At 74.9% G+C, this 24772-nt stretch carries 22 protein-coding genes; 7 read left to right on the forward strand and 15 right to left on the reverse strand.

Going from position 1 to position 24772, the window contains the following annotated elements; genetic code table 11:
- Window positions 1–21 precede the first annotated feature (21 nt).
- The 3 genes from egtC to egtA are packed head-to-tail and all read right to left on the reverse strand — an operon-like array spanning window position 22 to window position 3436.
- Complete coding sequence (gene egtC, locus ACA361_RS00105) at window positions 22–846, reverse strand: ergothioneine biosynthesis protein EgtC (protein WP_375009642.1); 825 nt, start codon at window positions 844–846, stop codon at window positions 22–24.
- Window positions 846–2186, reverse strand: a complete 1341-nt coding sequence (gene egtB, locus ACA361_RS00110) for an ergothioneine biosynthesis protein EgtB (RefSeq protein WP_375009643.1) — start codon at window positions 2184–2186, stop codon at window positions 846–848. The genes egtC and egtB overlap by 1 nt, the downstream gene beginning before the upstream one ends.
- Window positions 2183–3436: an ergothioneine biosynthesis glutamate--cysteine ligase EgtA gene (gene egtA, locus ACA361_RS00115; RefSeq protein ID WP_375009644.1), complete on the reverse strand. Its 1254-nt coding sequence runs from the start codon at window positions 3434–3436 to the stop codon at window positions 2183–2185. Before egtA ends, egtB begins: the two co-directional genes overlap by 4 nt.
- 256 nt (window positions 3437–3692) lie before the next feature.
- On the opposite strand from egtA, the gene ACA361_RS00120 reads away from it, so the two are divergent.
- Window positions 3693–4934, forward strand: coding sequence for an RNA polymerase sigma factor (locus ACA361_RS00120; RefSeq protein ID WP_375009645.1), 1242 nt, complete (start codon window positions 3693–3695; stop codon window positions 4932–4934).
- Window positions 4935–4957: 23 nt separating this feature from the next.
- On the opposite strand, the gene ACA361_RS00125 is transcribed toward ACA361_RS00120, so the two are convergent.
- The 3 genes from ACA361_RS00125 to ACA361_RS00135 all read right to left on the reverse strand — a co-directional run bounded on the left by ACA361_RS00125 (window position 4958) and on the right by ACA361_RS00135 (window position 7734).
- Complete coding sequence (locus tag ACA361_RS00125) at window positions 4958–5248, reverse strand: hypothetical protein (protein ID WP_375009646.1); 291 nt, start codon at window positions 5246–5248, stop codon at window positions 4958–4960.
- 199 nt (window positions 5249–5447) lie between these two features.
- The gene (locus tag ACA361_RS00130; RefSeq protein ID WP_375009647.1) at window positions 5448–6620 is read right to left on the reverse strand and encodes an acyl-CoA dehydrogenase family protein; all 1173 of its coding nucleotides are present in this window, start codon (window positions 6618–6620) and stop codon (window positions 5448–5450) included.
- 1 nt (window position 6621) lies between these two features.
- Window positions 6622–7734 carry an acyl-CoA dehydrogenase family protein gene (locus tag ACA361_RS00135; RefSeq protein WP_375009648.1) on the reverse strand — a complete coding sequence of 371 codons (1113 nt, stop codon included), beginning with the start codon at window positions 7732–7734 and terminating at the stop codon, window positions 6622–6624.
- 228 nt (window positions 7735–7962) lie between these two features.
- On the opposite strand from ACA361_RS00135, the gene ACA361_RS00140 reads away from it, so the two are divergent.
- Window positions 7963–8574, forward strand: a complete 612-nt coding sequence (locus tag ACA361_RS00140; protein WP_375009649.1) for a TetR family transcriptional regulator — start codon at window positions 7963–7965, stop codon at window positions 8572–8574.
- 153 nt (window positions 8575–8727) lie between these two features.
- On the forward strand, window positions 8728–8964 hold the full coding sequence (locus ACA361_RS00145) for a DUF397 domain-containing protein (RefSeq protein ID WP_375009650.1): 237 nt from the start codon (window positions 8728–8730) through the stop codon (window positions 8962–8964).
- On the opposite strand, the gene alc is transcribed toward ACA361_RS00145, so the two are convergent.
- From alc to uraD, 8 genes are read right to left on the reverse strand one after another with little or no spacing between them, the layout of a single operon-like run.
- Window positions 8951–10069 carry an allantoicase gene (gene alc / locus ACA361_RS00150; protein ID WP_375009651.1) on the reverse strand — a complete coding sequence of 373 codons (1119 nt, stop codon included), beginning with the start codon at window positions 10067–10069 and terminating at the stop codon, window positions 8951–8953. The genes ACA361_RS00145 and alc overlap by 14 nt on opposite strands.
- Window positions 10066–11403, reverse strand: a complete 1338-nt coding sequence (allB, locus tag ACA361_RS00155) for an allantoinase AllB (RefSeq protein ID WP_375009652.1) — start codon at window positions 11401–11403, stop codon at window positions 10066–10068. The genes alc and allB overlap by 4 nt, the downstream gene beginning before the upstream one ends.
- A 27-nt stretch (window positions 11404–11430) precedes the next feature.
- The gene (pucD, locus tag ACA361_RS00160) at window positions 11431–13743 is read right to left on the reverse strand and encodes a xanthine dehydrogenase subunit D (RefSeq protein ID WP_375009653.1); all 2313 of its coding nucleotides are present in this window, start codon (window positions 13741–13743) and stop codon (window positions 11431–11433) included.
- Window positions 13740–15098 carry an 8-oxoguanine deaminase gene (locus ACA361_RS00165; RefSeq protein ID WP_375009654.1) on the reverse strand — a complete coding sequence of 453 codons (1359 nt, stop codon included), beginning with the start codon at window positions 15096–15098 and terminating at the stop codon, window positions 13740–13742. Before ACA361_RS00165 ends, pucD begins: the two co-directional genes overlap by 4 nt.
- Window positions 15095–15574, reverse strand: a complete 480-nt coding sequence (locus ACA361_RS00170; RefSeq protein ID WP_375009655.1) for a (2Fe-2S)-binding protein — start codon at window positions 15572–15574, stop codon at window positions 15095–15097. The genes ACA361_RS00165 and ACA361_RS00170 overlap by 4 nt, the downstream gene beginning before the upstream one ends.
- Window positions 15574–16452 carry an FAD binding domain-containing protein gene (locus ACA361_RS00175; protein WP_375009656.1) on the reverse strand — a complete coding sequence of 293 codons (879 nt, stop codon included), beginning with the start codon at window positions 16450–16452 and terminating at the stop codon, window positions 15574–15576. Before ACA361_RS00175 ends, ACA361_RS00170 begins: the two co-directional genes overlap by 1 nt.
- Window positions 16453–16476: 24 nt before the next feature.
- The gene (gene pucL / locus ACA361_RS00180) at window positions 16477–17343 is read right to left on the reverse strand and encodes a factor-independent urate hydroxylase (protein ID WP_375009657.1); all 867 of its coding nucleotides are present in this window, start codon (window positions 17341–17343) and stop codon (window positions 16477–16479) included.
- Between the two features lie 6 nt (window positions 17344–17349).
- On the reverse strand, window positions 17350–17820 hold the full coding sequence (gene uraD / locus ACA361_RS00185; protein WP_375009658.1) for a 2-oxo-4-hydroxy-4-carboxy-5-ureidoimidazoline decarboxylase: 471 nt from the start codon (window positions 17818–17820) through the stop codon (window positions 17350–17352).
- Window positions 17821–17934: 114 nt separating this feature from the next.
- Between uraD and ACA361_RS00190 the strand changes: the two genes are divergently transcribed.
- Entirely contained in the window at window positions 17935–19422 is a 1488-nt protein-coding gene (locus ACA361_RS00190) for a PucR family transcriptional regulator (RefSeq protein ID WP_375009659.1), read from the forward strand.
- Between the two features lie 37 nt (window positions 19423–19459).
- Window positions 19460–19696, forward strand: coding sequence for a hypothetical protein (locus ACA361_RS00195; protein ID WP_375009660.1), 237 nt, complete (start codon window positions 19460–19462; stop codon window positions 19694–19696).
- 73 nt (window positions 19697–19769) lie between these two features.
- On the opposite strand, the gene ACA361_RS00200 is transcribed toward ACA361_RS00195, so the two are convergent.
- A complete protein-coding gene (locus ACA361_RS00200) occupies window positions 19770–20303 on the reverse strand; it encodes a TetR family transcriptional regulator (protein WP_375009661.1) in 534 nt (177 codons plus the stop codon).
- Between the two features lie 79 nt (window positions 20304–20382).
- Between ACA361_RS00200 and ACA361_RS00205 the strand changes: the two genes are divergently transcribed.
- Both ACA361_RS00205 and ACA361_RS00210 read left to right on the forward strand, forming a co-directional pair.
- The gene (locus tag ACA361_RS00205; RefSeq protein WP_375009662.1) at window positions 20383–21240 is read left to right on the forward strand and encodes an SDR family NAD(P)-dependent oxidoreductase; all 858 of its coding nucleotides are present in this window, start codon (window positions 20383–20385) and stop codon (window positions 21238–21240) included.
- Window positions 21241–21332: 92 nt separating this feature from the next.
- Window positions 21333–24650: an NACHT domain-containing protein gene (locus tag ACA361_RS00210; protein ID WP_375009663.1), complete on the forward strand. Its 3318-nt coding sequence runs from the start codon at window positions 21333–21335 to the stop codon at window positions 24648–24650.
- Window positions 24651–24772 lie beyond the last annotated feature (122 nt).

Consider the following 24772-nt stretch of genomic DNA (forward strand, 5'->3'; position numbering starts at 1 on the left):
CCTTCAGAGCGGGCGGGGTCTTCAGAGCGGGGTGACGCGGACGCCGGACGCCAGGTCGGCGGTCACCAGGGAGCGGTCGGGAACGGGCGTCCAGGCGGGGTCGTCGTCGAGCGGCTCGGACGAGATCCACAGCTCCCCCGGCCGCGGGCTGTCCTTGATCGGGGCGCCGGTGGCGTGGTCGACCCGCCACGACCGCTGCCGCTTTTCCCGGACGAACAGCGAGTCGCCCCAGGTGGTGGCGGCGAGGGCGGTGCCGTCCGCGGCGAGCAGGTTGTAGCGGCCGGGCGCCAGCGCCGTCACCTCGCGGACGGTCTCGGCCAGCCCCTCGCCGAGCGTGCGGCCGTCGTTCCACAGCCGCGCGGCCAGCGCGAACAGCAGCGCCGAGTCGACGGGCGCCCGCGCGTCGGCGAGCCCGGCGGCGTCGCCGGCCAGCTCGCGCAGCTTGCCCTCGATCCCGGCGAATCCCTCGATCTTCCCGTTGTGGCTGAAGAACCGGCCGGGCCGCGGATCGGTGGCGGCGCCCTCGCCGGCGCGGAACGGCTGCGCGCACGACTCGTCCACCGGGAAGCCGACCGTCGCGGACCGGATCGCCGCGACCGCGCAGGTCGTCTCCACCACCCCGGCGATCTCCCGGAACGACGGGTCCGCCCAGATCGGCCCGGCCCGCCGGAACCGGACGGGCCGGCCCTCCCCGTGGTACCAGCCCGCGCCGAACCCGTCGGCGTTCAGCAGGTTGCCCTGGGTCATGCGCGGCGCGTACGACTGGTGCTCCAGCGAGTACTCGCCCTCGTACATGAGGGAGCGCAGCGTCCGCGCCGGGCCCAGGTAGCCCAGGTGGCGGCACATCAGGCGGCCCCTTCCGCGGAGCGGGCGCAGCGGAAGCCGGTGAAGATCTGCCGCCTGATCGGGTAGTCCCAGTTGCGGAACGTCCCCCTGACCGCGAGCGGATGCGTCGCCCAGGAGCCGCCCCGCAGGACCTTGTGGTCGGGGCCGAAGAAGACCTCCGAGTACTCCTTGTAGGGGAACGAGCGGAAGCCCGGATAGCCGTGGAAGTCCGACGACGTCCACTCCCACACGTCGCCGAGCATGCGGCACACCCCGTAGGCGGAGGCGCCCGCCGCGAACGATCCGGCCGCGGCGGGCCGGTGCAGGACCTGCCCCAGGTTGGCGCGGCCGGGCTCGTAGGCGTCGCCCCAGGGGAAGCGGCGCGAGCGGCCCGCCACCGGGTCCCAGCGCGCGGCCTTCTCCCATTCCGCCTCGGTGGGCAGGCGCTTGCCGGCCCAGCGCGCGTAGGCGTCCGCCTCGTACCAGCAGACGTGCTGGACCGGCTCCGCCGCCGGAACGGGCTCGACGCGGCCGAACCGGCGCCGCAGCCACGCCCCGCCCCCGTCGCGGGACCAGAACGCGGGAGCGCGCTTGCCGCTCGCGTTCCGCCACTCCCAGCCCTTCGGGTGCCAGCAGGAGGGGTCGTCGTAGCCGCCGGCCTCCATGAACGCGATGTACGCGGCGTTCGTGACCGGTTCGGCGTCGATGTAGTAGGCGGGCAGGTCCACGAGGTGATGGGGGCGCTCGTTGTCGTACGCCCACGGGTCGTCCGAGGTGCCCATCTCGAACGGCCCCGCCGGGATCGGCACCTCGCCCGCCGCCGCGGCCGCCACCGGTCCGTCCGGCGGTGCGGCGGGCGGGTCGAGGAGGGCGGGGGCGCCCGTGCGGAGCTGGTGGGTGGCCAGCATGGTCTCGTCGTGCATGTGCTCGTGCTGGACGACCATGCCGTACACGAAGCCGCCGGACGTGAGCGGGTTCGCGGGGTCGAACCGGACCGAGTCCAGGGCGTCCAGCACCTTGGAGCGGACGGTGGCGATGTAGGCGCGGGCCTCCCCGGGCGCCAGCAGGGGCAGGGTGGGGCGTTCGGACCGGGGATGCTCGAACGCGTCGTACAGGTCGTCGATCTCGGGCCGCATCGGCTCGATCCCGGCGGCGGCCCGCAGCAGCCACAGCTCCTCGTAGTTGCCGACGTGGGCGAGGTCCCACACCAGCGGGGACATGAGCGGGGAGACCTGCGCGGTCAGCTCCGCCTCGTCCAGCGCGCCGGTGGTCAGGCCGAGGCTGCGGTCCCGTACCGCGGCCAGCTCGCCGGCGATCAGTTCCTTCAGCGCGCTCTCGTCGAGAGGACCGGGGGCCGTCATGCGAGTGTCTCCGTCTCTTCGGGGAGCTTTCCGGGGGATGGCGCCGCCCAGGGCGGCGCGGTCGGGACGCCGCCGGCGGTGGCGTCGTCCGCGGGGCAGCGGCCGCGCTCCACGTACCGGCGGTGGTACTCGTCCACCAGCGGGACGAGGGGGCCGCCGCCGAGCCGGGGCAGCGCCTCCAGCGCGGCGGTGAAGCAGGCGCGGGCGGCGGCGGCGAGCGGCGGGTCGGTGAGGGCGTCGCGGGCGGCCTCCGCCCAGCGGGCCGCCACCGGCTCGGCCGCGGCCTCGGCGGCCGCGGCGGCGCGCGGGTCGTCCAGCAGGGCGGTGGCGACGGCGACCGGGACGGGCCAGTACGGCTCCGGCAGCGCGTCGATCATCCGCAGTTCCAGCCAGCCGCGGGGGCGGACCGGCGGGAACAGCGTGGACAGGTGGTAGCCGAGGTCGGCCGGGCCGGGCTCGCCCTTGCGCAGCCACTCGCGGAAGGTCATCCCGGGGTCGGACACCCAGCCGTCCCCGGTGCGCATGAGCATGACGCGCGCGTCCAGGGCGTACCGGGTCCACTCCTCGGCCGGGTCGGCCCCGCCGGCCGCCGCGGTGTGGACGGGCAGCGTCCGGCACGGGTCGAGCGCGGTCCAGACGCCCTGGCGGGACGACCGGAGCCCGGTGCGGCGGCCGGCCCGCAGCGGCGAGTTGGCGAAGGCCGCGACCAGCACCGGCCCGAGCGCGTGCGCCAGCCGCCAGCGGCGGGCCGCGTCGGCGGGGTCCGCGCCGATGTCGAGGCACACCTGGACGGACGCGGTGGAGCACATCATCGCCGCGCCCGCGTCGGCGAAGCCGCCGGCGTCGAAGTAGCCGCGCATGCACGCGTACCGGGGGTGGTCGGCCTGGAAGAACGGCGGCCGGACCGGGTCGACGCCGTGCCCGGCGAGGACGAGCCCGCCGCGGGCGAGCGCCCGTCCGGCGTGCGCGACGTCGGCGGCCAGCGCGCGGTGCAGCGCGGCGACGCCGGGGTAGGGCAGGGAGCTGAGTTCGAGCTGGCCGCCCGGCTCGTAGGTGATCGCGGAGCCGTACGGCGGGGGGCCGGCCGCCTCCAGGAGGGCGCGCGGCCGGGCGGTGGGGACGCGGGCGGCCGGGTCGGCGGCGTCCAGGACGAGCCACTCGGTCTCCGCGCCGACCTTGCCGGGCGGGCCGTTCTTGAAGCAGACGCCGCGAATGTGCTGGTAGACGCCGTCGATGGTCAGCCGGGTCATGCGCCCTCCTGTGGGAAACCGACAGGGCACGGACCCTTCCCTGGTGAACCGCATCACCATTCAGCGCTTTGCCGGGGAATTTCTTAAATCTCCGTGAACGCTGCGTTCGACGGCGAAACAGCTACTATCCGTGACAACCGACACGGTCGGACGACCCGGACTTCTCAGACGTGCGGCCGGTGCACTAGAGTCCCGTTTCCCACTGATTTGTCCGAGCCGCGGGCGGGGTCACGACCGGGAGTACGACGGAGGTCACATGCGCGGGGACCTGGGCGCCCTCTACGACGCGCACGCCGTCCGGGTGCACGCGCACTGCTGGTCGCTGACCGGCGGCGCGGGCGCGGCGGCCGCGGTCCGCGACACCTTCGTGGCGGCGGTCCAGCACCCGCCGCGCGGTGACACCGTGCTGTGGCTGTACGCCCTGTCACGGTCGGCGTGCGCCTCGCTCGGCGCGTTCGGCGGAACCCGGCCGGACCTCGGCGACCCCGGCGACCCGCTGCTGCGCGCCGCCGCCGGGCTGCGCCCCGACCAGCGCGAGGCGCTGCTGCTCCAGGCGGGCGAGTGGCTGGAGGCCCCCGACATCGCGCGGGTGCTCGGCATCGCGCCCGACACCGCGCGGGCGCTGCTGGCCACGGCGCGCACCCGGCTGGAGAACGCCGTCCTGGACCTGCTGATGCGCGGCGCCGCCGACCCGGCCCGGCACGCCGAGGTCGTCGCCGCGTTCGAGAAGGGGAGGCTGCCGCGGCTGCTGGCCGCGCGCGTCCCCGACCGGCCGCCCGCGTGGCTGCGCGACCAGGTGCTCGCGGCCTGCGAGGGCGAGGCCGGCCGGCCGCTGACCGGCGTGGTGTCGCCGAGCCCGCTGGTGGTGATCGGCTCCGAGGTGGCCGACTCCCCGGGACGCGACCGCGCCCGGCGGCGCAAGGCGTTCAAGGGCGTCGGCGCGGTGGCCGGGATGGCCGCCTCCGTCGCCGCCGCGGTCGGCATGCTGGTGAGCTGGCCGACCGGGAAGGGCGGCGGCGTCAACGCCGTGGTCCCGTCCGCAGGCAACAGCCAGGCCGGCGGCCCCTCGGCGGGAGAGAACGCCCCGACCGGCTCCGCCACCCGTTCCGGCGGCCCCGCCGCCGACCGTGGCGCGGGCGCGCCCGCGCCGAGCGCCGCCACCGAGGAGCGGCAGCCCGCCACGACCGTGCCGCCCGGCACAGGGAACGGCGCGGCGCCCGGCGGGAACGCGCCGGCCCCCGAGACGTCCGCGCCGGAGAAGTCCCCCGAGACCACGGCACCGCCGGCCGGCACGACGCCGCCGGCCCCCTCCGCGCCGGAGCCCACCGACCCGGGCGAGCCGGCTCCACCGACCGATCCGGCCGACCCCTCCGGGCCGCCCGCCACCGGGCAGCCCACCGACCCGTCGCAGCCGCCCGCGGACCCGCCCGGCGAGACGCCGGAGCCGGGGCCGAGCCCGACGTCCAACCCGGCGCCCAGCCCCACCACGGGCGGCTGAGCGGGCGGGCCCCGGGTCTACGTCTACTCGGCGAACGCGGCGCGGGCGCCCTCGATCCGCCCCATGACCAGCAGCGGGTGGAAGTAGCTGATCGGTACCCGCTGGTCGGCCGTCACGCACACGATCCGGTAGCCGTTGCGGCCGTCCTCGTCGGGCGTCCGGAAGTCCTCGGGGGCGAACGCGCCGCGGCGCTCCATCTCCCGGAACCAGCGGCCGAGCGCGTAGACGTCGCCGAACGACTCGTGCCCCGTCCCCCGCCTGCCGAGGGTGTAGGCCACCTCGAACGTGCAGCCGTCCGGCGGATACGTCGTCAAATGATCCCCTCGCCTCGGCAGACCCCGCAGGTCTGCCCCCGGTGCGTCCCGGACCCGTCGCAACCTGGGCAGGTACGCGTGGGCGGCTTGCTGTGCTTGCCCATCCCCGGCCTTCCTCACGGCCTTCCGTCCCGCTCGGCGGCAGTCTACGCCGGGACGCGCGGTCCGGGTGGGGCGAACGGTCCGGGTGGGGGCGCGGTCAGCGCGGGGCGCGCGGCAGGCCCAGCCCGATCATCGCGATCAGCTCGCGCTGGATCTCGTTGACGCCGCCGCCGAACGTCAGCACCAGGGCGCCCTTGGCCCGCGCGTCGACCTCCGCGATCAGCTCCGCCGTCGCCGGGTCGCCCGGGTCGCCGTACCGGGACAGCACGTCGCCGATGATCCGGCTCACCTCCTGCGTGCGCTCGGAGCCGTAGACCTTGGTGGCCGAGGCGTCCGGGGCGCCCAGCCAGCCGAGGTCCTGGTTGGCGGCGACCTGCCAGTTGAGCAGCTCGTTCAGGCGCAGGTAGGAGTAGACCCGGGCCACCTCGCGGCGCACCGCGGGGTCGTCCAGCAGCGGCGCCCCGTCCGCGCCCGCGGTGGTACGGGCCCAGCGCTCGAACCGGACGTACTTGGACGCGATGTTGCCCGCCGGCCCCAGCGTGACGCGCTCGTGGTTGAGCTGGCTGGTGATGAGGTCCCAGCCCTTGTTCAGCTCGCCGATCAGCATGTCGGCGGGCACCCGCACGTCCTGGAAGTACGTGGCGTTGGTGTGGTGCCGGCCGTCCATCGTGATGATCGGCGTCCACGAGAACCCGGGGTCCTTGCAGTCGGCGATGAGCATCGAGATGCCCTTGTGCTTCCTGGCGTCCGGGTCGGTTCGGCACGCCATCCACACGTAGTCGGCGGTGTGCGCGCCGGACGTGAAGATCTTCTGGCCGTTGATCACGTAGTGGTCGCCGTCGCGGACCGCGGTGGTGCGCAGCGCGGCCAGGTCGGTGCCGGCGCCGGGCTCGCTGTAGCCGACCGCGAAGTGGCACTCGCCGGCCAGGATCCGCGGGATGAAGAACTCGCGCTGCGCGTCCGTGCCGTACTCCAGGATCGTCGGCGCCACCGAGTTCAGCGTGATGATCGGGTACGTCACCTCGGCGCGGGCGATCTCGTTGGCGAACAGCTGCTGCTCCACCGGGCCGAAGCCGCGGCCGCCGTACTCCTTGGGCAGCCCGACGCCCAGCATCCCGTCGCGGCCCAGCTTGCGGCAGTGCTCCTGGTACGCGTCGCCGAACGGGTCGGCGGTGATCGCCGCGCGCGTCGCGGCGTCCATGCAGTTCTCGAAGTACTCGCGCAGCTCGGCGCGCAGCCTCTTCTGCTCGTCGGTCAGGTCGATGAACAACTCACGCCTCCTGTGCGATGACGCCGCCGAGAGCGTCGAGCTGGTCCGCGGCCCCGCCGAGCAGGTGGCCGATCTGCTTGCCCCACCCGAAGTAGCGGTGGAGCGGGTAGGTGACGTCCAGCCCGATCCCGCCGTGCAGGTGCTGGCAGGTGTAGAGGGCCTCCACGACCGGGCCGCACGCGCTGTACGCGGCCACCGCGAGGTCGCCGTCGGCGTCGTCCCGGCCCTCGGCGATCCGCCAGGCCGCCGCCCACACGGCCACGTCCAGCGTCCGCTTGGCGATGTAGACGTCGCCGACCTGCATGGTGACGGCCTGGAACTGGGCGAGCGCGCGGCCGAACTGCTCGCGCGTCTTGACGTACTCGGTGGTGAGGTTCAGCGCGCCCTCGATCACGCCGGACGAGAGCGCGACCGCGCCCGCGACGGCGGCGCGGCGGAAGGTCGTCCAGGCGGCGCCGTCCGCGGTGCCGCCGAGGAGGGCGTCCGCGCCGACCCGCGCCCCGGCCAGCTCGATCCGGGACAGCGGCTCGGTGGTCGCGGAGTGCTGCGGCGCGATCCTCACGGCGGCCGGCTCGACGAGGAAGATCCCGATGTCGCCTTCGGGGCCGCCGACGCGGGCGGGGACGAGGATGCGGGACGCCTCCGCCGCGTACGGGACGTGGGTCTTCACGCCGTCCAGCACGTACCCGCCGCCGTCGGGGCGGGCGGTGGCGGCGACCGTGCCGCTCGCGCCGACCTCGCGGTACGCGCCGGTGAGGACCGCCTCGCCGTCGTTCAGGGGGGCGAGCAGGGCCTGCTGCTCCGGGGTGCCGTGCGCGCCGATGGCGGCCGCGGCGAGCGCGAGCGAGGCGTACGCCGGGACGGGCGCGACATGGGCGCCGATCTCGCGGAGCAGGACGGTCAGCTCGATCGCGCCGAGGCCCGCGCCGCCGGCCGACTCCGGGAGGCAGGCGCCGAGCAGGCCGGCCTGGCCGAGGGCCTTCCAGACGGCGGTGTCGTAGGGCGCGCCGGTCCGCTCGAACGCTTCCAGCCGTTCGCGGGACGCCTCCCGGCCGAGCAGGCCGGCGGCGAGATCCCGCAGCTCCTGCCGGGTCTCGTCGAGGTTGAAGTCCACCAGTCCGCTCCTCCCAGACGCCAGGAGGCGCCCGGCCCCGCCGGAACCACCTCTCGGCGAGCAAACTAGAACAGATTCTAGTTCCTGTCCAGGGGGCCGCTGAGCATCGGGATCTGGCCTCGGCCGGGCTATCGGACGGCCGATCAGATAACACGTTCTCGCTCGCGCGGTAAGCTAGGGATGCCGACCCGGGCGCCGCGCGCCCCGCCACCGAAGGGACGACCAACCGTGACCGCAGAGCCTACGGCCACCGAGCGGGGCGTGCGATCGCGCAGCCAGCACCAGCGCCGGCGGCGGATCGTGCAGGCCGGCGCCGCACTGGCCTCGCGGGGCGGGGTCGAGGCGATGCAGATGCGCACCGTGGCCGAGCGGGCCGGCGTCGCGCTCGGCACCCTCTACCGCTACTTCCCGTCCAAGATGGACCTCGTCGTCGCCGTGGTGAGCGAGGAGCTCAACCTGCTGGAGGCCAGCATAGAGCGCCGGCCGCCGCGGGCGGAGGACCCGGCCCGGCGGGCGATCGACGTGCTGATGCGCGCCTGCCGCGGGCTGATGCGCGAGCCCGAGCTGGCCGAGGCGCTGATCCGCTCGCTGCTGCTGTCGGACGCCAAGACCGACTTCCACGACTTCGGCCGGCGGATGGGCGCGATGCTGCTGCGCGCCGCCGCCGGCGGCCCCGACACCGGCGACATCCCCGAGGACGACCCGCGCCGGGTCGTCGTCCGGGCGCTGACCGGCGTCTGGACGATGGAGATGATCGAGCTGCTGCGCGGCACCACCACCGCCGACGAGATCCAGGGCCGGCTGGAGACGATCGCCGCCCGCCTCCTCACCGACTTCTGAGCCGGGAGCCCGGTGGCCGGGAGCCGGCGGGACGGCGCCGCCCGGCGCGTTTCGGCGGCGCCCCATCCTGGACATAACGCCGTCGGGGCCGCGCGCGGGTACCGCCCCACTAGCCTGGGGGGCCACTGAGTGTCCGTACGGAGAAGGTGTGCAGTGAGCGAGCAGGAACCGCTTATCAGCGACGGTGTCGTCATCGAGTTCGTCGACGGCAAGGACGTGCCCGTGAGCCACAAGGACTTCGGCGAGCGCGCCGTGGTCATGCGTGACTCCAACAACCCCCAGGGGCCGATCCTCTACTTCACCGAAGCCGAGTGGGACGCCTTCGTCGCCGGGGTCAAGGACGGCGAGTTCGACGACCTTCTCGAAGAGGAGCCCGTCACCGAGTCGTGAACCCGCCCGGGGAGGGGGCGCGCTCTCCCTCCCCGCGGCCGCCGGCCAGCGCGTTCCACCGGTCGGTGAGCAGCCGCGTCCCGCCGTCCGACAGGTCGCCGAGCAGGCGCAGCCGCGACAGCCCGCCGTCCGGGTGGACGTCCAGCCGCACGTGCGTGACCTCTCGGGCGGCCGGGAGCCGGAACCGGTGCCGCCCGTCGGGCTGCACCCGCGTCCGCCCCAGCAGCTCGTGCCAGGCGCCCGGATCGCCGGGGTCGCCGGTACGGGCGTCGATCCCCGCGAGCGCCACCGCGGCCGGCGCGTTGAACTTCAGGTGCGTCGTGTCGAACTCCGCCAGCCGGATCACGCCGGGCGCCGCCAGCCGGACGATCGCCCAGTCGTGGCCGGGCCCCCGGCGGCGGGCGGTCTCCCACCCCTCGGACTGGTTCCGCGCCGTTCCGGGGAACAGCATGTGGTCCGGCGCCGAGTAGAACATGTCCGAGCACTCGACCACGCGGGCCCCGTTCTCCAGCGCCGCCAGGTCGACGGTCAGCCCGTCCAGCAGGCGCGGGTCCGGGACGGGCTCGCCGTGCACCCGCAGCCGCGCCACTCCCCCGTCCGGGTGGATGTTGAGGCGCACGTGCGTGAAGCGGCGCGCGGCGTCCACCGGGAAGGCGTGCACCGCGTCCCCCTTGAGCAGGCTCAGCGGGACGACCTCGGTCCAGTCCGCGGCCGCCAGCTCGGCGGGCGACGGGTGGCGGCCGTCCGCGCCGTACGCCTCGACGGAGGCGTACGGCGGGAAGTTGCCGGTGAACCAGGCGGTGTCGAGCACGATCCCGCGGATCACGCCCGGCAGCCCGAGCCGGACGATCGCCCAGTCGTGGCCGAGCTCGCCGGACGCGTCCGGGCGGCGCCGCGCTGTCTCCCAGCCGTCGTACTCCTGCCCCTTCGCCCCGAACGTCCCGGGGCTGAACGCCGGCGGCCACGGGTTGACGAGGTTCTCCTTGGCCGCGAACGACTCGTCGCTGGCGGCGATCACGGACCCGCCGAGGGTCCGCAGCACCAGGTCGGGGTGGGACGCGAAGGGCGGGGCAGGCGGTTCGGGCCGTTCGGGTGATTCGGTCATGCGGGCTCCCGCCGGGGACGGACGAGCAGCTCGCCGCGCGGGACGCCCTCTCCGTCGCCGCCCCCGTCTCCGTGGACGGTCCGGCCGCGCAGCCAGACCGTCCGGACGGCGCCGGTGAGCGCGCGGCCCGCGTACGGGGTGACCGGATGGCGGTGCCGCAGCCCGGCCGGGTCGACCACGAACGACGCGTCCGGGTCGAAGGCCACCAGGTCGGCGTCGGCGCCCACGGCGATGCGGCCCTTGCGCCCGTCCAGCCCGGCGAGCGCGGCGGGCCCGGCGGCCGTCCAGCGCGCGACGTCGGCCAGGCCGTGGCCGCGCTCGCGCGCGGCCGTCCAGACGGCCGGCAGCCCGAGCTGGAGCGAGGAGACCCCGCCCCACGCGGTCGCGAAGTCGCCGCGCTTCAGCTCGGGGACGCACGGCGAGTGGTCGGTGACGACGCACGAGATCACGCCGTTCGCCAGCGCGCGCCACAGCTCCTCGCGGTTGGCTGCGCCGCGGATGGGCGGGCAGCACTTGAACGCGGTCGCCTCCGGCCCCGGCACGTCCTCCGCCGCCAGCGTCAGGTAGTGCGGGCAGGTCTCGGCGCTGACCGGCAGCCCGCGCGCCCGCGCGTCCGCCAGCGGCCCGGCGCAGGCGGCGGCCGACAGGTGCAGCACGTGCGCCCGCACCCCCGTCTCCGCCACCAGGGCGATCACCCGCTCCACCGCGCGCCGCTCGGCCTCCGGCGGCCGGGACGCCAGGAACGCCGGGTAGCCGCCGTCGCCGGGCTCCGCCAGCGCCGCCGGGTCCTCCGCGTGCACGATCAGCAGCCCGCCGAACGCGGCGATCTCCGCGGCCGCCGCCTTCATCGCCTCGTACGGCAGCGGCGGGAACTCCGGCACCCCGGAGTCGGCGGTGAAGCACTTGAACCCGAAGACGCCCGCCTCGTGCAGGGGGCGCAGCGACGGCAGGTTGCCGGGGACCGCGCCGCCCCAGAACCCCACGTCCACGTGGACGGCCCCCCGCGCCGCCGCCCGCTTCGCGCCGAGCGCGGCGGCGGTGGTGGTGGGCGGCAGCGAGTTGAGCGGCATGTCGACCAGCGTCGTCACGCCGCCGGCCGCGGCGGCCCGGGTGGCGCTGGCGAACCCCTCCCACTCGGTACGGCCCGGCTCGTTGATGTGGACGTGCGTGTCGACCAGCCCGGGGAGCAGCGCGGTCGCGCCCAGGTCGACGTCGGCTCGGGTGCCGTGCCCGGTGATCGCGGCGATCCGGCCGTCCCGCACGGTCACCGCCGCCGGGCGCTCCCCGTCCGGCAGGACGACCCGCGACGACCGGATGACGAGGTCACCGTCCATCACGCGTCACCGTCCATCTGCCCCATGTCAGCCCTCCAGGCCCGCGATGTGCTCGGGCCGTACCGGGACCCGGGTCAGCGGCCGGCCGGTCGCGTCCCGGATCGCCGCGACGATCGCGGGCGTGGACGAGAGCGTGGGCGGCTCGCCGGCGCCGCGCAGGCCGTACGGCGCGTTCGGGTCCGGGTACTCCAGGATGTCCAGCCGCATCGGCGGCATGTCGAGGACGGTCGGGATCAGGTAGTCGGTGAACGACGGGTTGCGGATCCTGCCGCCCGCCACCTGGATCTCCTCCATCAGCGCCAGCCCGAGGCCCTGCGCCGTGCCGCCGTGGATCTGCCCTTCGAGCGCCTGCCGGTTGAGGATCCGGCCGACGTCCTGGACGGCGGCCAGCTCGACCACCTTGACCAGCCCCAGCTCGGTGTCCACGTCCACCACGGCGCGGTGCACGCACAGCGCCAGCTGGGTGTGGCTGGCGCCCTGCCCGGTGACGGGGTCGAGCGCGGTCGTGGGGCGGTGGTGGTACTCGCGGGTCTCCTCGATCGCGTCCGTCCCGAGCACGTCCTCGACGGCCGCGAGCACCCCGGCCGCACGGGAGACGATCTTGCCGCCGCGGGCCGCCAGCTCGGCGGGGTCGCGGCCGAGCCGTTTCCCGGCCAGGGCCAGCAGCCGGTCCCGGACGGCCTCGCAGGCCGCCTTCACCGCGCCGCCCGTCATGTACGACTGGCGCGAGGCGGAGCTGGACCCCGCGTCGCCGACCCGGTTGTCGGCCGGCTGCACGGTGACCTTCTCGACGCCCAGCTCGGTACGGGCGATCTGCGCCTGGATCGTCACCAGGCCCTGGCCGACCTCGGCGGCGGCGGTGTGCACCAGCACGGCCGGCTCGCCGCCGATCACCTCCAGCCGGACGCGGGCGGTGGACAGGTCGTCGAAGCCCTCGGAGAAGCAGATGTTCTTGATCCCGATGCCGTAGCCGACGCCGCGCACGACGCCCTCGCCGCGGGTCGCCTGCGACACCCCGCCGGGCAGCTCGCGCAGGTCGTCCCCGGCGCGGGCGGCGGGCATCGGCATCGCCGCCACCCGGTCGAGCAGCTCCGCCATCGGCGCCGGGGAGTCGATGACCTGGCCGGTCGCCATCCTCGACCCCTGGCTCACGGCGTTGCGGCGGCGCACCTCCAGCGGCCCGATCCCGCAGGCCGCGGCGACCCTGTCCATCATCGACTCGTACGCGAAGCACGCCTGCACGGCGCCGAAGCCCCGCATCGCGCCGCACGGCGGGTTGTTGGTGTAGACGCCGTACGCGTCGATCCTGATGTCGGGGATCTCGTACGGCCCGACGCCGAGCGAGGCCGCGTTGCCGACGACGGCGCCGGTGGACGAGGTGTACGCGCCGCCGTCCAGGACGATCTCGACGTCGGCGTAGAGCAGCCGGCCGTCGCCGGTGGCGCCGTACTCGTACCGCATCCACGCCGGATGCCGGTGCACGTGCCCGAAGAACGACTCGTACCGGTTGTACGACATCTTCACCGGCCTGCCGGTCCGCATCGCGAGCATGGCCGCGTGGATCTGCATCGACAGGTCCTCGCGGCCGCCGAACGCGCCGCCGACCCCGGCGAGCGTCATCCGGATCCGCTCCTCGGGCAGGCCGAGGCAGGGCGCGATCTGCCGGATGTCGTTGTGCAGCCACTGGGTGGAGACGTACAGGTCGACGCCCCCGTCCTCGGCGGGCACGGCCAGCCCGGACTCGGGGCCGAGGAACGCCTGGTCCTGGATGCCGACCTCGTACTCGCCGGTGACCACCACGGGCGCCGTCCCCTTCGCCCGCTCGACGTCGCCGGCCCGGACCGGCTGGTGGCGGGTGATGCCGCCGCGCGGCTGCACCTTGAGCCGCTCGGGGTCGGCGGCCACGGCCCGCGCGTCGGTGATCGGCTCCAGCACCTCCCAGTCGACCGCGATCCGCTCCAGCGCGCGGCGGGCCGTCTCGGGATGGTCGGCGGCGACGAGCGCGACGGGCTCGCCCTCGTACCTGACCTCGCCGATCGCCAGGACGGGCTGGTCCGGCCGGTCGGAGGTGTGGTCGAGGCCGTACATCTTGCGGCCCGGCACGTCCTCGTGGGTGAGGACGGCGTGGACGCCCGGCGCGGCCAGCGCGGGAGCGGTGTCCAGGGACCGGATCCGGGCGCGGGGGTGCGGGCTGCGCAGCGTCGCGCCCCACAGCATCCCGTCCAGCCACATGTCGGACGCGTACGCGAACTCGCCCGCGACCTTCAGCGTGCCGTCCGGCCGGCGCGGGCTCTCGCCGATCCCGCCGGCCGGGCGGGTGCGCTCGTCCAGCCTCTTCACGCGCCCTCCCCGGCCAGGCGCATCAGCCTGCGGTGCGCGGCGGCGCCGCGCCGCCCGGCCTCGTCCTGCGGCACGGACACCAGCGTGCCGCCCTCGACGAGGGTCCGGCCGCCGGCGATCAGGCGTTCCAGCGGCGGGGTCGCGCCGAACGCGAACGCCACCACCGGGTCGTCGACGGCCGCGTGGAAGCCGTCCACCCGCCACAGCGCGAGGTCGGCGAGCTTGCCGGGCTCCAGCGTGCCGATCTCGTCCTCCCGGCCCAGGCAGCGGGCGCCGCCGAGGGTCGCGATCTCCAGGGCCCGGCGGGCGGTCAGCGCGCGCGGGCCGTACCGGGCCCGCTGCATGTAGACCGCCTGCCGGATCTCGCCGGCGAGCGGCACCAGCTCGGCGGACGCGGAGCCGTCCACGCCGAGCCCGACCGGCGCGCCCGCCTCCAGCAGGTGGGAGACGCGGGCGATGCCGGAGCCGAGGCGCGCGTTGGAGCTGGGGCAGTGCGCCGTCCCGGTACGGGTCTCGGCGAGCCGCTTCACGTCGGTGTCGTGCAGGTGGACGCAGTGCGCGAGCCAGACGTCGGCGCCGAGCCAGCCGAGCGAGTCCATGTACTCGACCGGCGTCTTGCCGAAGTGCTCGCGGGTGTAGTCCTCCTCGTCGAGCGTCTCGGCGAGGTGGGTGTGCAGCCGCACGCCCTTCGCGCGCGCCAGCTCCGCCGACGCGACCAGCAGCTCCTGGGTGACCGAGAACGGCGAGCACGGCGCCACCGCGACGCGCAGCATCGAGCCGAACGACGGATCGTGGTACCGGTCGATCGCCGCCTCGGTCTCGGCCAGGATCGTGTCCAGGTCCTCCACCGCCTCGTCCGGCGGCAGCCCGCCCCGCGACTCGCCGAGGTCCATCGACCCCCGGCACGGGTGGAACCGGACGCCGACCTCGGCCGCCGCCTCGATCTCCGCCGCGAACAGGTCGCCGCGCCCCCGCGGGAACAGGTAGTGGTGGTCGGTGGACGTCGTGCAGCCCGACAGCGCCAGCCACGCCAGCCCCGCCGTCGCCGCGCCGCGCACCACCTCGGCGTCCATCTTCGCCCAGGGCCTGTAGAGCGCGGACAGCCACTCGAACAGCGTCCCGTCGGTGACCATGCCCTGGCTGGCCCACTGGTAGAGGTGGTGGTGGGTGTTGACCAGGCCCGGCGTGAGCAGGCAGCCGGTGCCGTCGATCCGTTCGCCGGCCTCGGCCGCCGGGGCCGGGGCGGGTCCCGGGCCGACCGCGGTGATCCGGTCGCCGTCGACGACCACGTGGCCGGACGGGTGCTCCGCGCCCGAGACCGTGACGACATGGGCGTTCTCGATGACGATCGTCACGGCGCCGCCTCCTCGCGCTTGCGGGCGGCGGCGAGCCGCACCGCGTCCAGGATCTTCTCGTAGCCGGTGCAGCGGCACAGGTTGCCCGCCAGCGCCTCCCTGATCTCGGCGTCGGACGGGTCGGGCACCCGGCCGACCAGGTCGTGCGCCTGGACGACCAGCCCCGGCGTGCAGAACCCGCACTGGACGGCGCCCGCCTCCACGAACGCCTCCTGCACCGGATCGAGCCCGCCCGGCCCCGCCAGGCCCTCGACCGTGCGGACCTCGCGGCCCGCCGCCTGCCCGGCCGCGACCAGGCACGCGCACACCGGGACGCCGTCCAGGTAGACGGTGCAGGACCCGCACTCGCCCTGCTCGCAGGCGTTCTTGGAGCCCGGCAGGCCCATCCGCTCGCGCAGCACGTACAGCAGGCTCTCGCCCTCCCACACGCCGTCCACGGTCTGCTCGGCGCCGTTCACGACGAAGGTCACCCGCATCAGGACGCCTCCCTCCGGCCGGTCGTTCCGATGTGGTCGTTCCATGCCCAGGCCAGGGCGCGGCGCGCCAGCACGGCCAGCGCGTGGCCGCGGTAGCCGGCCGTTCCCCGGACGTCGTCGATCGGCGCGGCCGCTCCGGCGACCAGCTCGCCGAAGCGGCGGGCGACCCGCGGGGACAGCGGGGAGCGGCCCTCCCAGTCCAGCTCCGCGTTCAGGAACCGCTCGGCGTCGGCCGCGCGGCGCGGCGTCGGCGCCGCCGAGCCCAGCCCGGTCCCGGCCCGCCGCTCCGCCGGGTGCAGCGCGATCGCGAACGAGCAGACCGCGATCACCATCGCGTTCCGGGTGCCGATCTTGGCGAAGTACTGCGGGCCGGTCGCGGGGATCGTCCAGAACGCCCGGATCAGCTCGTCCGGCTCCAGCGCGTTCCGCTTCACGCCCGTGTAGAACGCGGCGGCCGGGATCATCCGGACGCCGCGCGCCGCCGACTCCACCTCGATCACCGTGTCGCCCGCCAGCAGCGGCGGGTGCGCGTCGCCCGCGGGCGAGGCCGCGCCGAGGTTGCCGCCGACCGTGCCGCGGTTGCGGATCTGCGGCGAGCCGACCGTCCGGGACGCCTGCGCCAGGCCGGGCAGCCGGTCGCCCAGCTCCTCGATCAGCCGGGTGTAGGTGACGCCCGCGCCGACCCGCAGCCGCCCGTCGGCCATGTCCCACCCGGCCAGCTCCCGGACCGGGTTCAGGTCCAGCAGCGCGGCCGGCCGGCGGGCATCGAAGTTGATCTCCACCATGACGTCCGTGCCGCCCTGCACGGGCAGCGCGCCCGGATGCTCCGCGCGGGCCGCCAGCGCGTCCTCCCAGGTCGCGGGACGCAGGAATTCCATGCCTGCCACGTTCTCCGGATCCCCCTAGGTCCAGGCGGCCGGGTCGTCGGCCGCGCCGGCGGCGCGCACGCCGCCCTCGATGAGCCCGTACGGCCGGTCGGCCGCGAAATAGACCTCGTTCTCGTTGTCCATCCCGAACGGCTCCAGATCGACCAGGAAATGGTGCTTGTTGGGCATCGACAGCCGCACCTCGCAGATCTCCCCGTTCCCTTCGAGGACCCTCCGGCCCATCTCGTAAAGGGTCTGCTGGAGGGAAAGGCTGTGCGTTCCCGCGAACGCCTCCAGCAGGCATCGCCGCGCCTCCCGGAAGGACCCGGCGAAGTCCGCGTCCGCCGCCCGGTGCCGCCAGTTCGCGGTCACCGCCGTCGCGAGGACGCGGTCGCCGGTCGGCCGGAGGGTCGTGTACTCGTCCCGGGCGAAACCGTGGAACTCGCTGCCGGTGGTCTTCAGCACCACCAGGTCCGCCAGCCCCGACACGACCGACTCCCGCCCGCCCGTGCCGTCGCTGTGGACCCGCGCCGTACGGACCTCGGAACCGGACCGGACGAACGAGTGGCCGCCCGCGATCCGCTCCCAGCCGTACTCCTCGACCACCACGGCCGCGTGCGTGATGGCCGGCCCCGCGTCCACGAACCGGCGGGCCAGCAGCAGCGCGAACTCCTCGATCTCCCCGATCCCGTACTTCTTCGCGAACGCGAACACCGTGTTCTTCTGCGAGTCCGTCGGCAGCACCGCCGAATTGTCACCGGAGCGGTGCACGGCCTCCATGTCGCCGGAGAGCGCGACGCTGACGTTCAGGTCCCGCAGATGGTGCGTGTCCCCGTCCCTGGTGACCCGCACGACCCGCGTCTCCGCCTTCCCGTAGCGGTTCGGGCCCAGCACGACGTCCACCCGGCCTCATCCCCTCTCCCGCAGCCTGGCCAGCCGCAGCCGCACGATCTTCCCCAGCTCTTCCCGGACGATCGCCCGTTCCTCCTCCGGGGCGTTCCCGAGCCGCTCCTCCAGCGCCGCGAGCATCTCCGCCGCGCCCAGCCCGGTCGCGCAGATCAGGAAGACGTGGCCGAAGCGCTCCTCGTACCGGCGGTTGCCCTCCGCGAACGCGGCCCGCGCGCCCTCGTCCACGCCGGACTGCTCGCTGCGGGACCATGCCGCCTCCCGGCCCGTTCCCCCGGCGCGCTCGCCGATGCGCGGATGGGCCGCCAGCGCCTCCTCCACGTCGGCCCACTCCAGCGCGTCCAGCTCGGCCTTCGCGGCCGCCCACAGCTCCTCGAAGCCCCCGTACGGCCGGCCGGCCGCGACGGCCGCCGCCCACCGCCGCGACGCGCAGCAGCTCAGCAGCTCGGACTCGTCCGGCGTCACGTTCCCCACCTCCGCTTCTTGCAGTACACACACCGGCCCGGCGGCCGGTCGAGGGACAGGACGTCCGAACTACATGCCCGCCCGGCGGATACTTTTCGTACCTTGCTCCAAGGAGACCCGCCGATGAAGCTGCGTTCCCTGCTGGCGATGCCCGAGCTGCGGCTGCGCGCCGTCACGGGCGAGGAGGGCCTGGACCGCGAGATCCGCTGGGTCGTCACCACCGACCTCATCGACCCCGGCCGCTACCTGAGCGGGCGGGAGCTGGTGCTGACCGGGCTGGTCTGGTGGACCGGCCCGGCGGACTCCGAGACGTTCGTCCGGGCGCTGGCCGAGGCGGGCGTCTCCGGCCTGGCCGCCTGGGACGTGGCGCGCGGCACCATCCCCGCCGACCTCGTCGCGGCCTGCGAGCGGCACCGGCTGCCGCTGTTCCAGGTGCCCGAGGACGTGGCGTTCGCGACGATCACCGAGCAGGTGGTGCGGCGGCTGTCGGTCGCCCGCGCCGCCGACCTGCGCGCCGTCCTCGACCGGCACCGCCGGTTGGTCGAGGGCCTCGGCCTGGACCCCGTCCTGGAACTGGTCGGCCGCGACCTCGGGCTGCGCTGCTGGGTGCTGACCCCCGCCGGCCGCCTGGTCGCCGGCCCCGGCCCGGCCGCCGGACCCGGGCCGGACGCGGCGGCGCTGGCCCGGGCGTACCTCGGCGCGCCCCGGCTGCCCTGCGTGCACGAGGGGTTCTCGATCCTGCCCGTCGCGGCCGAGACCACCTCCCGGGCCGCCGACTGGTTCATCGCGTGCGAGAGCGACATGACCGAATGGCCCGCCGAGCGCCGCGCCCTCACCGACGAGCTCGCCGCCATCGTCGCCCTGGAGCGCGCCCGCCTCGACGACCGGCTCAGCGCCGGCGGCCGCCTCGCCCAGGAGCTGATCCGGCTCGTCGCCGCCGAGGGCACCGAGATCGCCTCCCATCTCACGCTCGCGGGGGCCGACCCCGGCGCCGCGTACTGCGCCGTCGCCGCCACCGCCGGCGGCGGCCTGCGTCCCGGCGAGCTGCGCACCGTACTGGCCGAGATCCTGCCCGGCCGGCCGCTGATCGGCGTCCTGGGCGAGGAGGCGATCGCCCTCGTCCCCGCCGCCGAGGACCCGGCCCCCGCCCTGCGCCGCGCCCTCGCGGACCTCGCCCCGGCGCTGGACTCCCTCGCCGCGGGCGTCAGCGGGCTGGTGGCCCCCGGCGAGCTGCGCGGCGCCGTCGAGGAGGCCCGCTACGCCCGCCGGCTGGCCGCCACCCGCAACGAACCCGTCTGCGCCGTCGGCCACGACGAGCTGGCGACGCACATGCTGCTGCTGGCGGGCGTCCCGGACGACGTGCGGCACATGTTCAAGGAACGCCTGCTGGACCCGCTGCGCACGTACGACGAGCTGCACCGGGCCGACCTGGTCCGCACGCTGGAGACGTTCCTCCAGCACTCCGGCTCCTGGACGCGCTGCGCGCGGCACCTCCACCTGCACGTCAACTCCGTCCGCTACCGCATCCAGCGGATCGAGGAGCTGACCGGCCGCGACCTGTCCCGCCTGGAGGACCGCGTCGACTTCTTCCTGGCCCTCCGCCTCGGCTGATCCGGATTGCGGTGATCTGGGCGGGTACGGGAGGAAGATGGCAAGGAGACACGAGGACGAGACGGACGATCTGCTCACGGAACCGCAGGGCGTCAACGCCGGCGGCCCGATCGACGCGCCGCTCAGCGAGGCGGCGAAGGTCATCGCCCCGGACCCGGTGGAGGGGCCGCCCGACACGCCGTTCAGGCCGGGCTCGCACGACGACGAGATGGCCGGCCTCCCCGAGCAGAAGCCCGGCTACCCCGGCCAGCAGCGCTCCATCGACACCAGCTGACCGGCCGCCCAGAACGCCGACTCGTGGCGTGTCGCCCGCCGGCGGGCGGGCGGAGCGGGAGACACGCCACGAGTCAACGCGGCGGCTCGGGGTTCAGGGCGCGGAGGGCGGCGGCCAGGAGGTCGTCGCGGGCGCCGTCCGGGAGCGCTCCGCCGTTGGCGGCCATGACGGCCTTCGTGCCCTCCTTGGCGACCGCGAGGGCCGCCAGGGCGCGCACCCTCCCGCCTGGGCCGGCGAGGGCGGCGGCGATCCGGCCGTCGCGCTCGCGCAGTTCCGCGCGCCCGGCCAGGACGGCCTGGACCGACGGGTCGTCGCCGAAGATCGCCAGCAGCCCGCCCGCGCCCGCCACCATGTCGATCAGCGCGGCGAGCACCGCCTCCGGATCCGCGTCCCCGGCCAGGGCGGCGATGCCGGCGTGCGCCCGGAGCGCGTCGTCGAGGAGCGCGTCGAGGATCTTCTCCTTGGACGCGAAGTGGTAGTAGAGGGCGGCCTTGCTGCTCCCCAGCCGCTTCGCGATGTCGGCGATCGACGTCCCGGCGTACCCCTGGGTCCGGAACAGCTCCCCGGCGATGTCGAGGATGCGGGCACGGGTCCTGTCGGCGCTCATGGCGGCGACTCTACTTGACGAACGGTCGGTAAGCGACGCAGACTGGCCTCACTTACCGACCGTTCAGTAGGGAGCCCTCATGGCACCGTCCGAAGCCGTACTGATCACCGGCTGCTCGACCGGCATCGGCCGGGCCACCGCGCTGGCCCTGGCCCGCGCGGGCGTCCCGACCTGGGCCACCGCCCGCCGGATCGGGACGCTCGCCGGCCTCGCGGACGCGGGCTGCCGCACGCTGGAGCTCGACGTGACCGACGAGGCGTCCCGCGAGCGGGCCGTCAAGGCGGTCGAGGAGGAGCACGGCGCCGTCGGGGCGCTGGTCAACAACGCCGGCTACGCGCTGGGCGGCGCCGTCGAGGAACTGCCGCTGGACGAGCTGCGCCGCCAGTTCGAGACCAACGTGTTCGGCCTCGTCCGGATGTGCCAGCTCGTGCTCCCCAGGATGCGCGCCCAGCACCACGGAACGATCGTCAACCTCGGCTCCGGCGCCGGCCTCGTCGCGCCGCCCGCCTCGGGCGCGTACGCGATGACGAAGTTCGCCCTGGAGGCCCTCTCCGACGCCCTCCGCCTGGAGGTATCACCGTTCGGCGTCCGCGTGGTCCTGCTGGAACCGGGCGCCGTCCGGACGGAGTTCATGAACACCGGGCGGGACTCGCTGCGGCCCACCGGCGGCCCGTACGACGCGTTCCTCCGCAACGTCGGCGCGATGGCCGAGCGCGCCACCGGCGAGAACGCCCGCGGCGCCCTCCGGCCCGAGGACGTCGCGCGCACGATCGTCAAGGCGATCGCCGCCCGCCGCCCGCGGACCCGCTACCGGCTGGGCCGCGAGGCCAAGGTCACGCCCACCGTCCGCCGCCTCGTCCCCGACCGCGCCTGGGACCGCGTCCTGCTCCGCGTCACCCCGTTCGAGGAGCGGGCCGGGCGGGCGAAGGCGTCCTGATCCGGCCAGTTCCGCCCCGCCGGGACCGCCCGGCCCCCTGATCGGCTACGGATCCTTGTGGGATTCGCGATCACGAGCATCGGGGGGACGGCATGCGGCACGTGCGGGGCATGACGCTGGCGCTGGCCGGCGCCGCCGCCACGGTGGCGGCCGGCGTCGCCACCAACCAGGTGCTCGACGGCGGAAGGCTGACGTGGAACTGGGCGTACCTGGCGTTCGGGTTCGCCCTGCTGGTCGCGCTGATCACGTCGTACGCGGCCGCGCAGCAGTCCGGGAACGGCCCGGCGCGGGTGCGGCGGCGGGCGTACCTCCGGCAACTGCGGGCCTCGGTCGCCCACATGGAGACGGTCGGGATCCGGACGCAGGGCGAGTACGCGCTGAAGATGCGCCAGGTGTACGTGGACGTCGCGCTCCGCCCCAGGGCCGCCCACGAGACCGCCACCGACCCGGGCATGGGCCGTTCCGCGCCGGAACCGGCCCCCGAACGGCGCCCGCTGATGTCGTTCCTCGACGACGGCCGCGTCTACGCGGTCCTCGGCAGCCCCGGGTCGGGGAAGACCACGCTGGCCCGGCACACCGCGCTCAGCCTGTGCGGCCGGTTCCGGCGCCGGCGGCGGCTGCCCGTCCTGCTGTACCTGCGCGACCACGCGTCCGGCATCCTGGACGAGGAGGCCGCGAAGGACCTGGCGGACGTCGCCGCCGGCGCCGGCTGGCTGCACGGGAAGGTCCCCGCCTCCTGGCTCCGGGCGCGGCTCGACCGCGGCCGGTGCGTCGTGCTCATGGACGGCCTGGACGAGGTCGCCGACGAGGGCGACCGCAAGCGGGTGGTGGCGTGGGTCCGGCGGCAGACCGAGCGCTACCCGTCCAACACGTACGTGGTGACGTCCCGCCCGCACGGCTACCTGACCAACCCGATCCCCAGCACGGACGTGCTCCAGGTGCAGCGCTTCACCGGCGCGCAGATCTCGCTGTTCCTGCACCACTGGTACTACGCCGTCGAGTGCCGCGCCCAGGACCGTACCGGCGGGCAGGTCCGGGAGGCCGCCGACGGCAAGGCGGGCGACCTGGTCCGGCGGCTGCGGGAGAAGCCCGCCCTGTACGAGCTCGCCGCCAACCCGCTCCTGCTCACCATGATCGCCAACGTGCACCGGTACCGGGGCGCGCTGCCCGGCAGCCGCGCCGACCTGTACGGCGAGATGTGCGACGCGCTCCTGCACCGCCGCCAGGAGGACCGGAACCTCACCGACGCCACCGGCCTGCGCGGCCCGCAGAAGGAACGCGTGATGCGGCACCTGGCGCTGCACATGATGCGCGAGCGCCTCCGCGACATCCCGATCGCCGACGCGCGGCGCGCCGTCCGCCGCCCGCTCCGCCAGGTCGCCCGCACGCCCGGCCTCACCCCCGACCTGTTCCTGGAGGAGATCCGCAAGAGCGGCCTGCTGGTCGAACGCGAGCAGGGCGTCTACGGCTTCGCCCACCTCACGCTCCAGGAGTACCTGGCCGCCGTGCAGATCAGGCAGCAGCCGGCCGCCCACGCGAGCCTGCTGACGGACTCCGTCGGCGACCCGTGGTGGCGCGAGACCATCCTGCTGTGGGCGGCCGACACGGACGCCACCCCCGTCATCGAAGCCTGCCTGGAGGCGGGCACGGTGGGCGCGCTCACGCTCGCCTTCGACTGCGCCGAGGAGGCCCTGGAGGTCGGCCCCGGCGCGCTGGAACGCCTCAACCACCGCCTCGTCCCGCCCGAAGACGCCGGCCGGGACGCCGCACTCGCCCGGGCGCGCAAGCGGCTCATCGCCGCGGTGAGGGCCAGCCGCAACCTCCGCGGGCTGCTCTGGCTGGACGACACCACGGCCGTATGCGCCGAACCGGTCTCCTTCGCCCTCTACGACTCGTTCGCCGGGCAGGAGCGGGACCGCGGGCTGCGCATCCCGGACCTGGATCTCCGCCACGGGGACCGGGACCACCGGGTGGCCACCGGCGTCCAGGCGGCCGACATCGTCCGCTTCATCACCTGGCTCAACGGCCTCTTCGACGACGGCACCGCCTACCGGCTGCCCACACCGGGCGAGGCCGCCCAGGCCCTGGAGAAGCTGCCCCATCTCTCCGGTTACACCGTGTGGACGGACGAGGACGGCGAGCCTCGGCTCCATCGGCCGGACGGGGCATCCTGGCCGTACCGCCCCACCGACGAGCAGCTCTCCGACTTCTGCGAGGCGACCCACGAGAACACCGCCGCGCTGATCAACCTGGTCGAGGACTGCTCGCGCGACGGGGTCGTCGGCCTCCACGACTTCCTGGCGTACCTGCACCTGTACACCGTCGCTCCGCCGCACGACCCGGCGTTCGCCCTGCTCGCGGCGATCGACCTCGCCCGGGTCTTCAAGTACTGCGCCGACGTCGCGCACGATGGCGCATCCAGGGAGCGGCTGGAGGCGATCGGCGCGCTCTTCGACACCACCGGCCACCTCGCCGTCATCGTGCGGCAGGACCATCCAGGCCCGTTCACCACGCACCTGGACGACATCCATGACGCGACCCGCCGATGGCGTGGGCGCGAGGGTCTTCGCCCCTTGCTGGACGACGCTCGCCACGCCGCCCGCGACGTGGCGCTCGACATCGCCGACGGCTACACGGCCGGCCACACGGGCAATCTCAGCGAGACCATCGTCATGGACCTGAACCAGGCCCGCGCCCGGGTTCTGGACCTGGTCACCGAACCGGATCGGGCCCGCTTCCACCGCAAGGCCCTCGTTCCCGCGCAGGCCCTCGTCGCCGAGGCGATCCCCAGGCTCCCCAGGAGGGTCTTCCTGCATCGTTCCCCAGCGGAGCGCATGCAGAGGTTCCGGGACATCACCGCGCCGGCGCACATCGGCTTCCTCTGCGCCGTCGACCTCGCCGGCGGCTTCGAGAGAACGTACGGCGCCGACTCCATGAGGATCCTGCCGGCCATGGCCCTGGCCACCGCGGCGTCGATCCACTCCTGGTCGGCGACCGCGGTCGGCCGGGTGGCGCTGCGCAAGCCGTTCAACCGCTTCGCCGCCGATCTCGTGGCCGAGTACGGGGATGAGATCGCCGCGCCGGTCGACGAGCCGGTGCGCGCGTTGGAGCGGGCGCTCGCCGCCCTGCGCCTCGTCCGCCATGGCGATACGGATCCGACGCTGCCGCGGACCTTGATCAAGCATGCGCAGGACCTGGTGGAGCCGATCTTCGAGCGGACCGCCGAGGAGAGCCCGAGGGTCCTGTACGCGGCCGCCTTCGCGCTCCTCGCCGCCATCGCCCAACTCCGGGACGCCGGGCAGCGGAAGCTCGCGAGCGACCTGGCGCGCGTCATGGCCTCCCTGGTCTCGCTGGCCGAGGCCGCGTCCGTCCCCGCGCGGAATCAGGTGCTGCTGCTCGTCCGGATCTGACACGGCGCGCGTCACGGTGCGTGACTTTGTATTTTCCTTAGTGAACGGGGCGTCCAATTAGTGGATCGATCCCATAGAACTCACCCTGTGATCCGGCGCACCATCACTCGGCGACGTCGCCC

This window comes from Actinomadura sp. 21ATH, from assembly GCF_041951345.1.
Classification (GTDB): domain Bacteria; phylum Actinomycetota; class Actinomycetes; order Streptosporangiales; family Streptosporangiaceae; genus Spirillospora.

Coding starts and splice junctions, on each gene's coding strand:
- egtC (WP_375009642.1), bottom strand. CDS start 846: ATGTGCCGCCACCTGGGCTACCTGGGCCCGGCGCGGACGCTGCGCTCC.
- egtB (WP_375009643.1), bottom strand. CDS start 2,186: ATGACGGCCCCCGGTCCTCTCGACGAGAGCGCGCTGAAGGAACTGATC.
- egtA (WP_375009644.1), bottom strand. CDS start 3,436: ATGACCCGGCTGACCATCGACGGCGTCTACCAGCACATTCGCGGCGTC.
- ACA361_RS00120 (WP_375009645.1), top strand. CDS start 3,693: ATGCGCGGGGACCTGGGCGCCCTCTACGACGCGCACGCCGTCCGGGTG.
- alc (WP_375009651.1), bottom strand. CDS start 10,069: ATGACCGAATCACCCGAACGGCCCGAACCGCCTGCCCCGCCCTTCGCG.
- allB (WP_375009652.1), bottom strand. CDS start 11,403: ATGGACGGTGACCTCGTCATCCGGTCGTCGCGGGTCGTCCTGCCGGAC.
- ACA361_RS00170 (WP_375009655.1), bottom strand. CDS start 15,574: ATGCGGGTGACCTTCGTCGTGAACGGCGCCGAGCAGACCGTGGACGGC.
- ACA361_RS00175 (WP_375009656.1), bottom strand. CDS start 16,452: ATGGAATTCCTGCGTCCCGCGACCTGGGAGGACGCGCTGGCGGCCCGC.
- ACA361_RS00190 (WP_375009659.1), top strand. CDS start 17,935: ATGAAGCTGCGTTCCCTGCTGGCGATGCCCGAGCTGCGGCTGCGCGCC.
- ACA361_RS00195 (WP_375009660.1), top strand. CDS start 19,460: ATGGCAAGGAGACACGAGGACGAGACGGACGATCTGCTCACGGAACCG.
- ACA361_RS00200 (WP_375009661.1), bottom strand. CDS start 20,303: ATGAGCGCCGACAGGACCCGTGCCCGCATCCTCGACATCGCCGGGGAG.
- ACA361_RS00205 (WP_375009662.1), top strand. CDS start 20,383: ATGGCACCGTCCGAAGCCGTACTGATCACCGGCTGCTCGACCGGCATC.
- ACA361_RS00210 (WP_375009663.1), top strand. CDS start 21,333: ATGCGGCACGTGCGGGGCATGACGCTGGCGCTGGCCGGCGCCGCCGCC.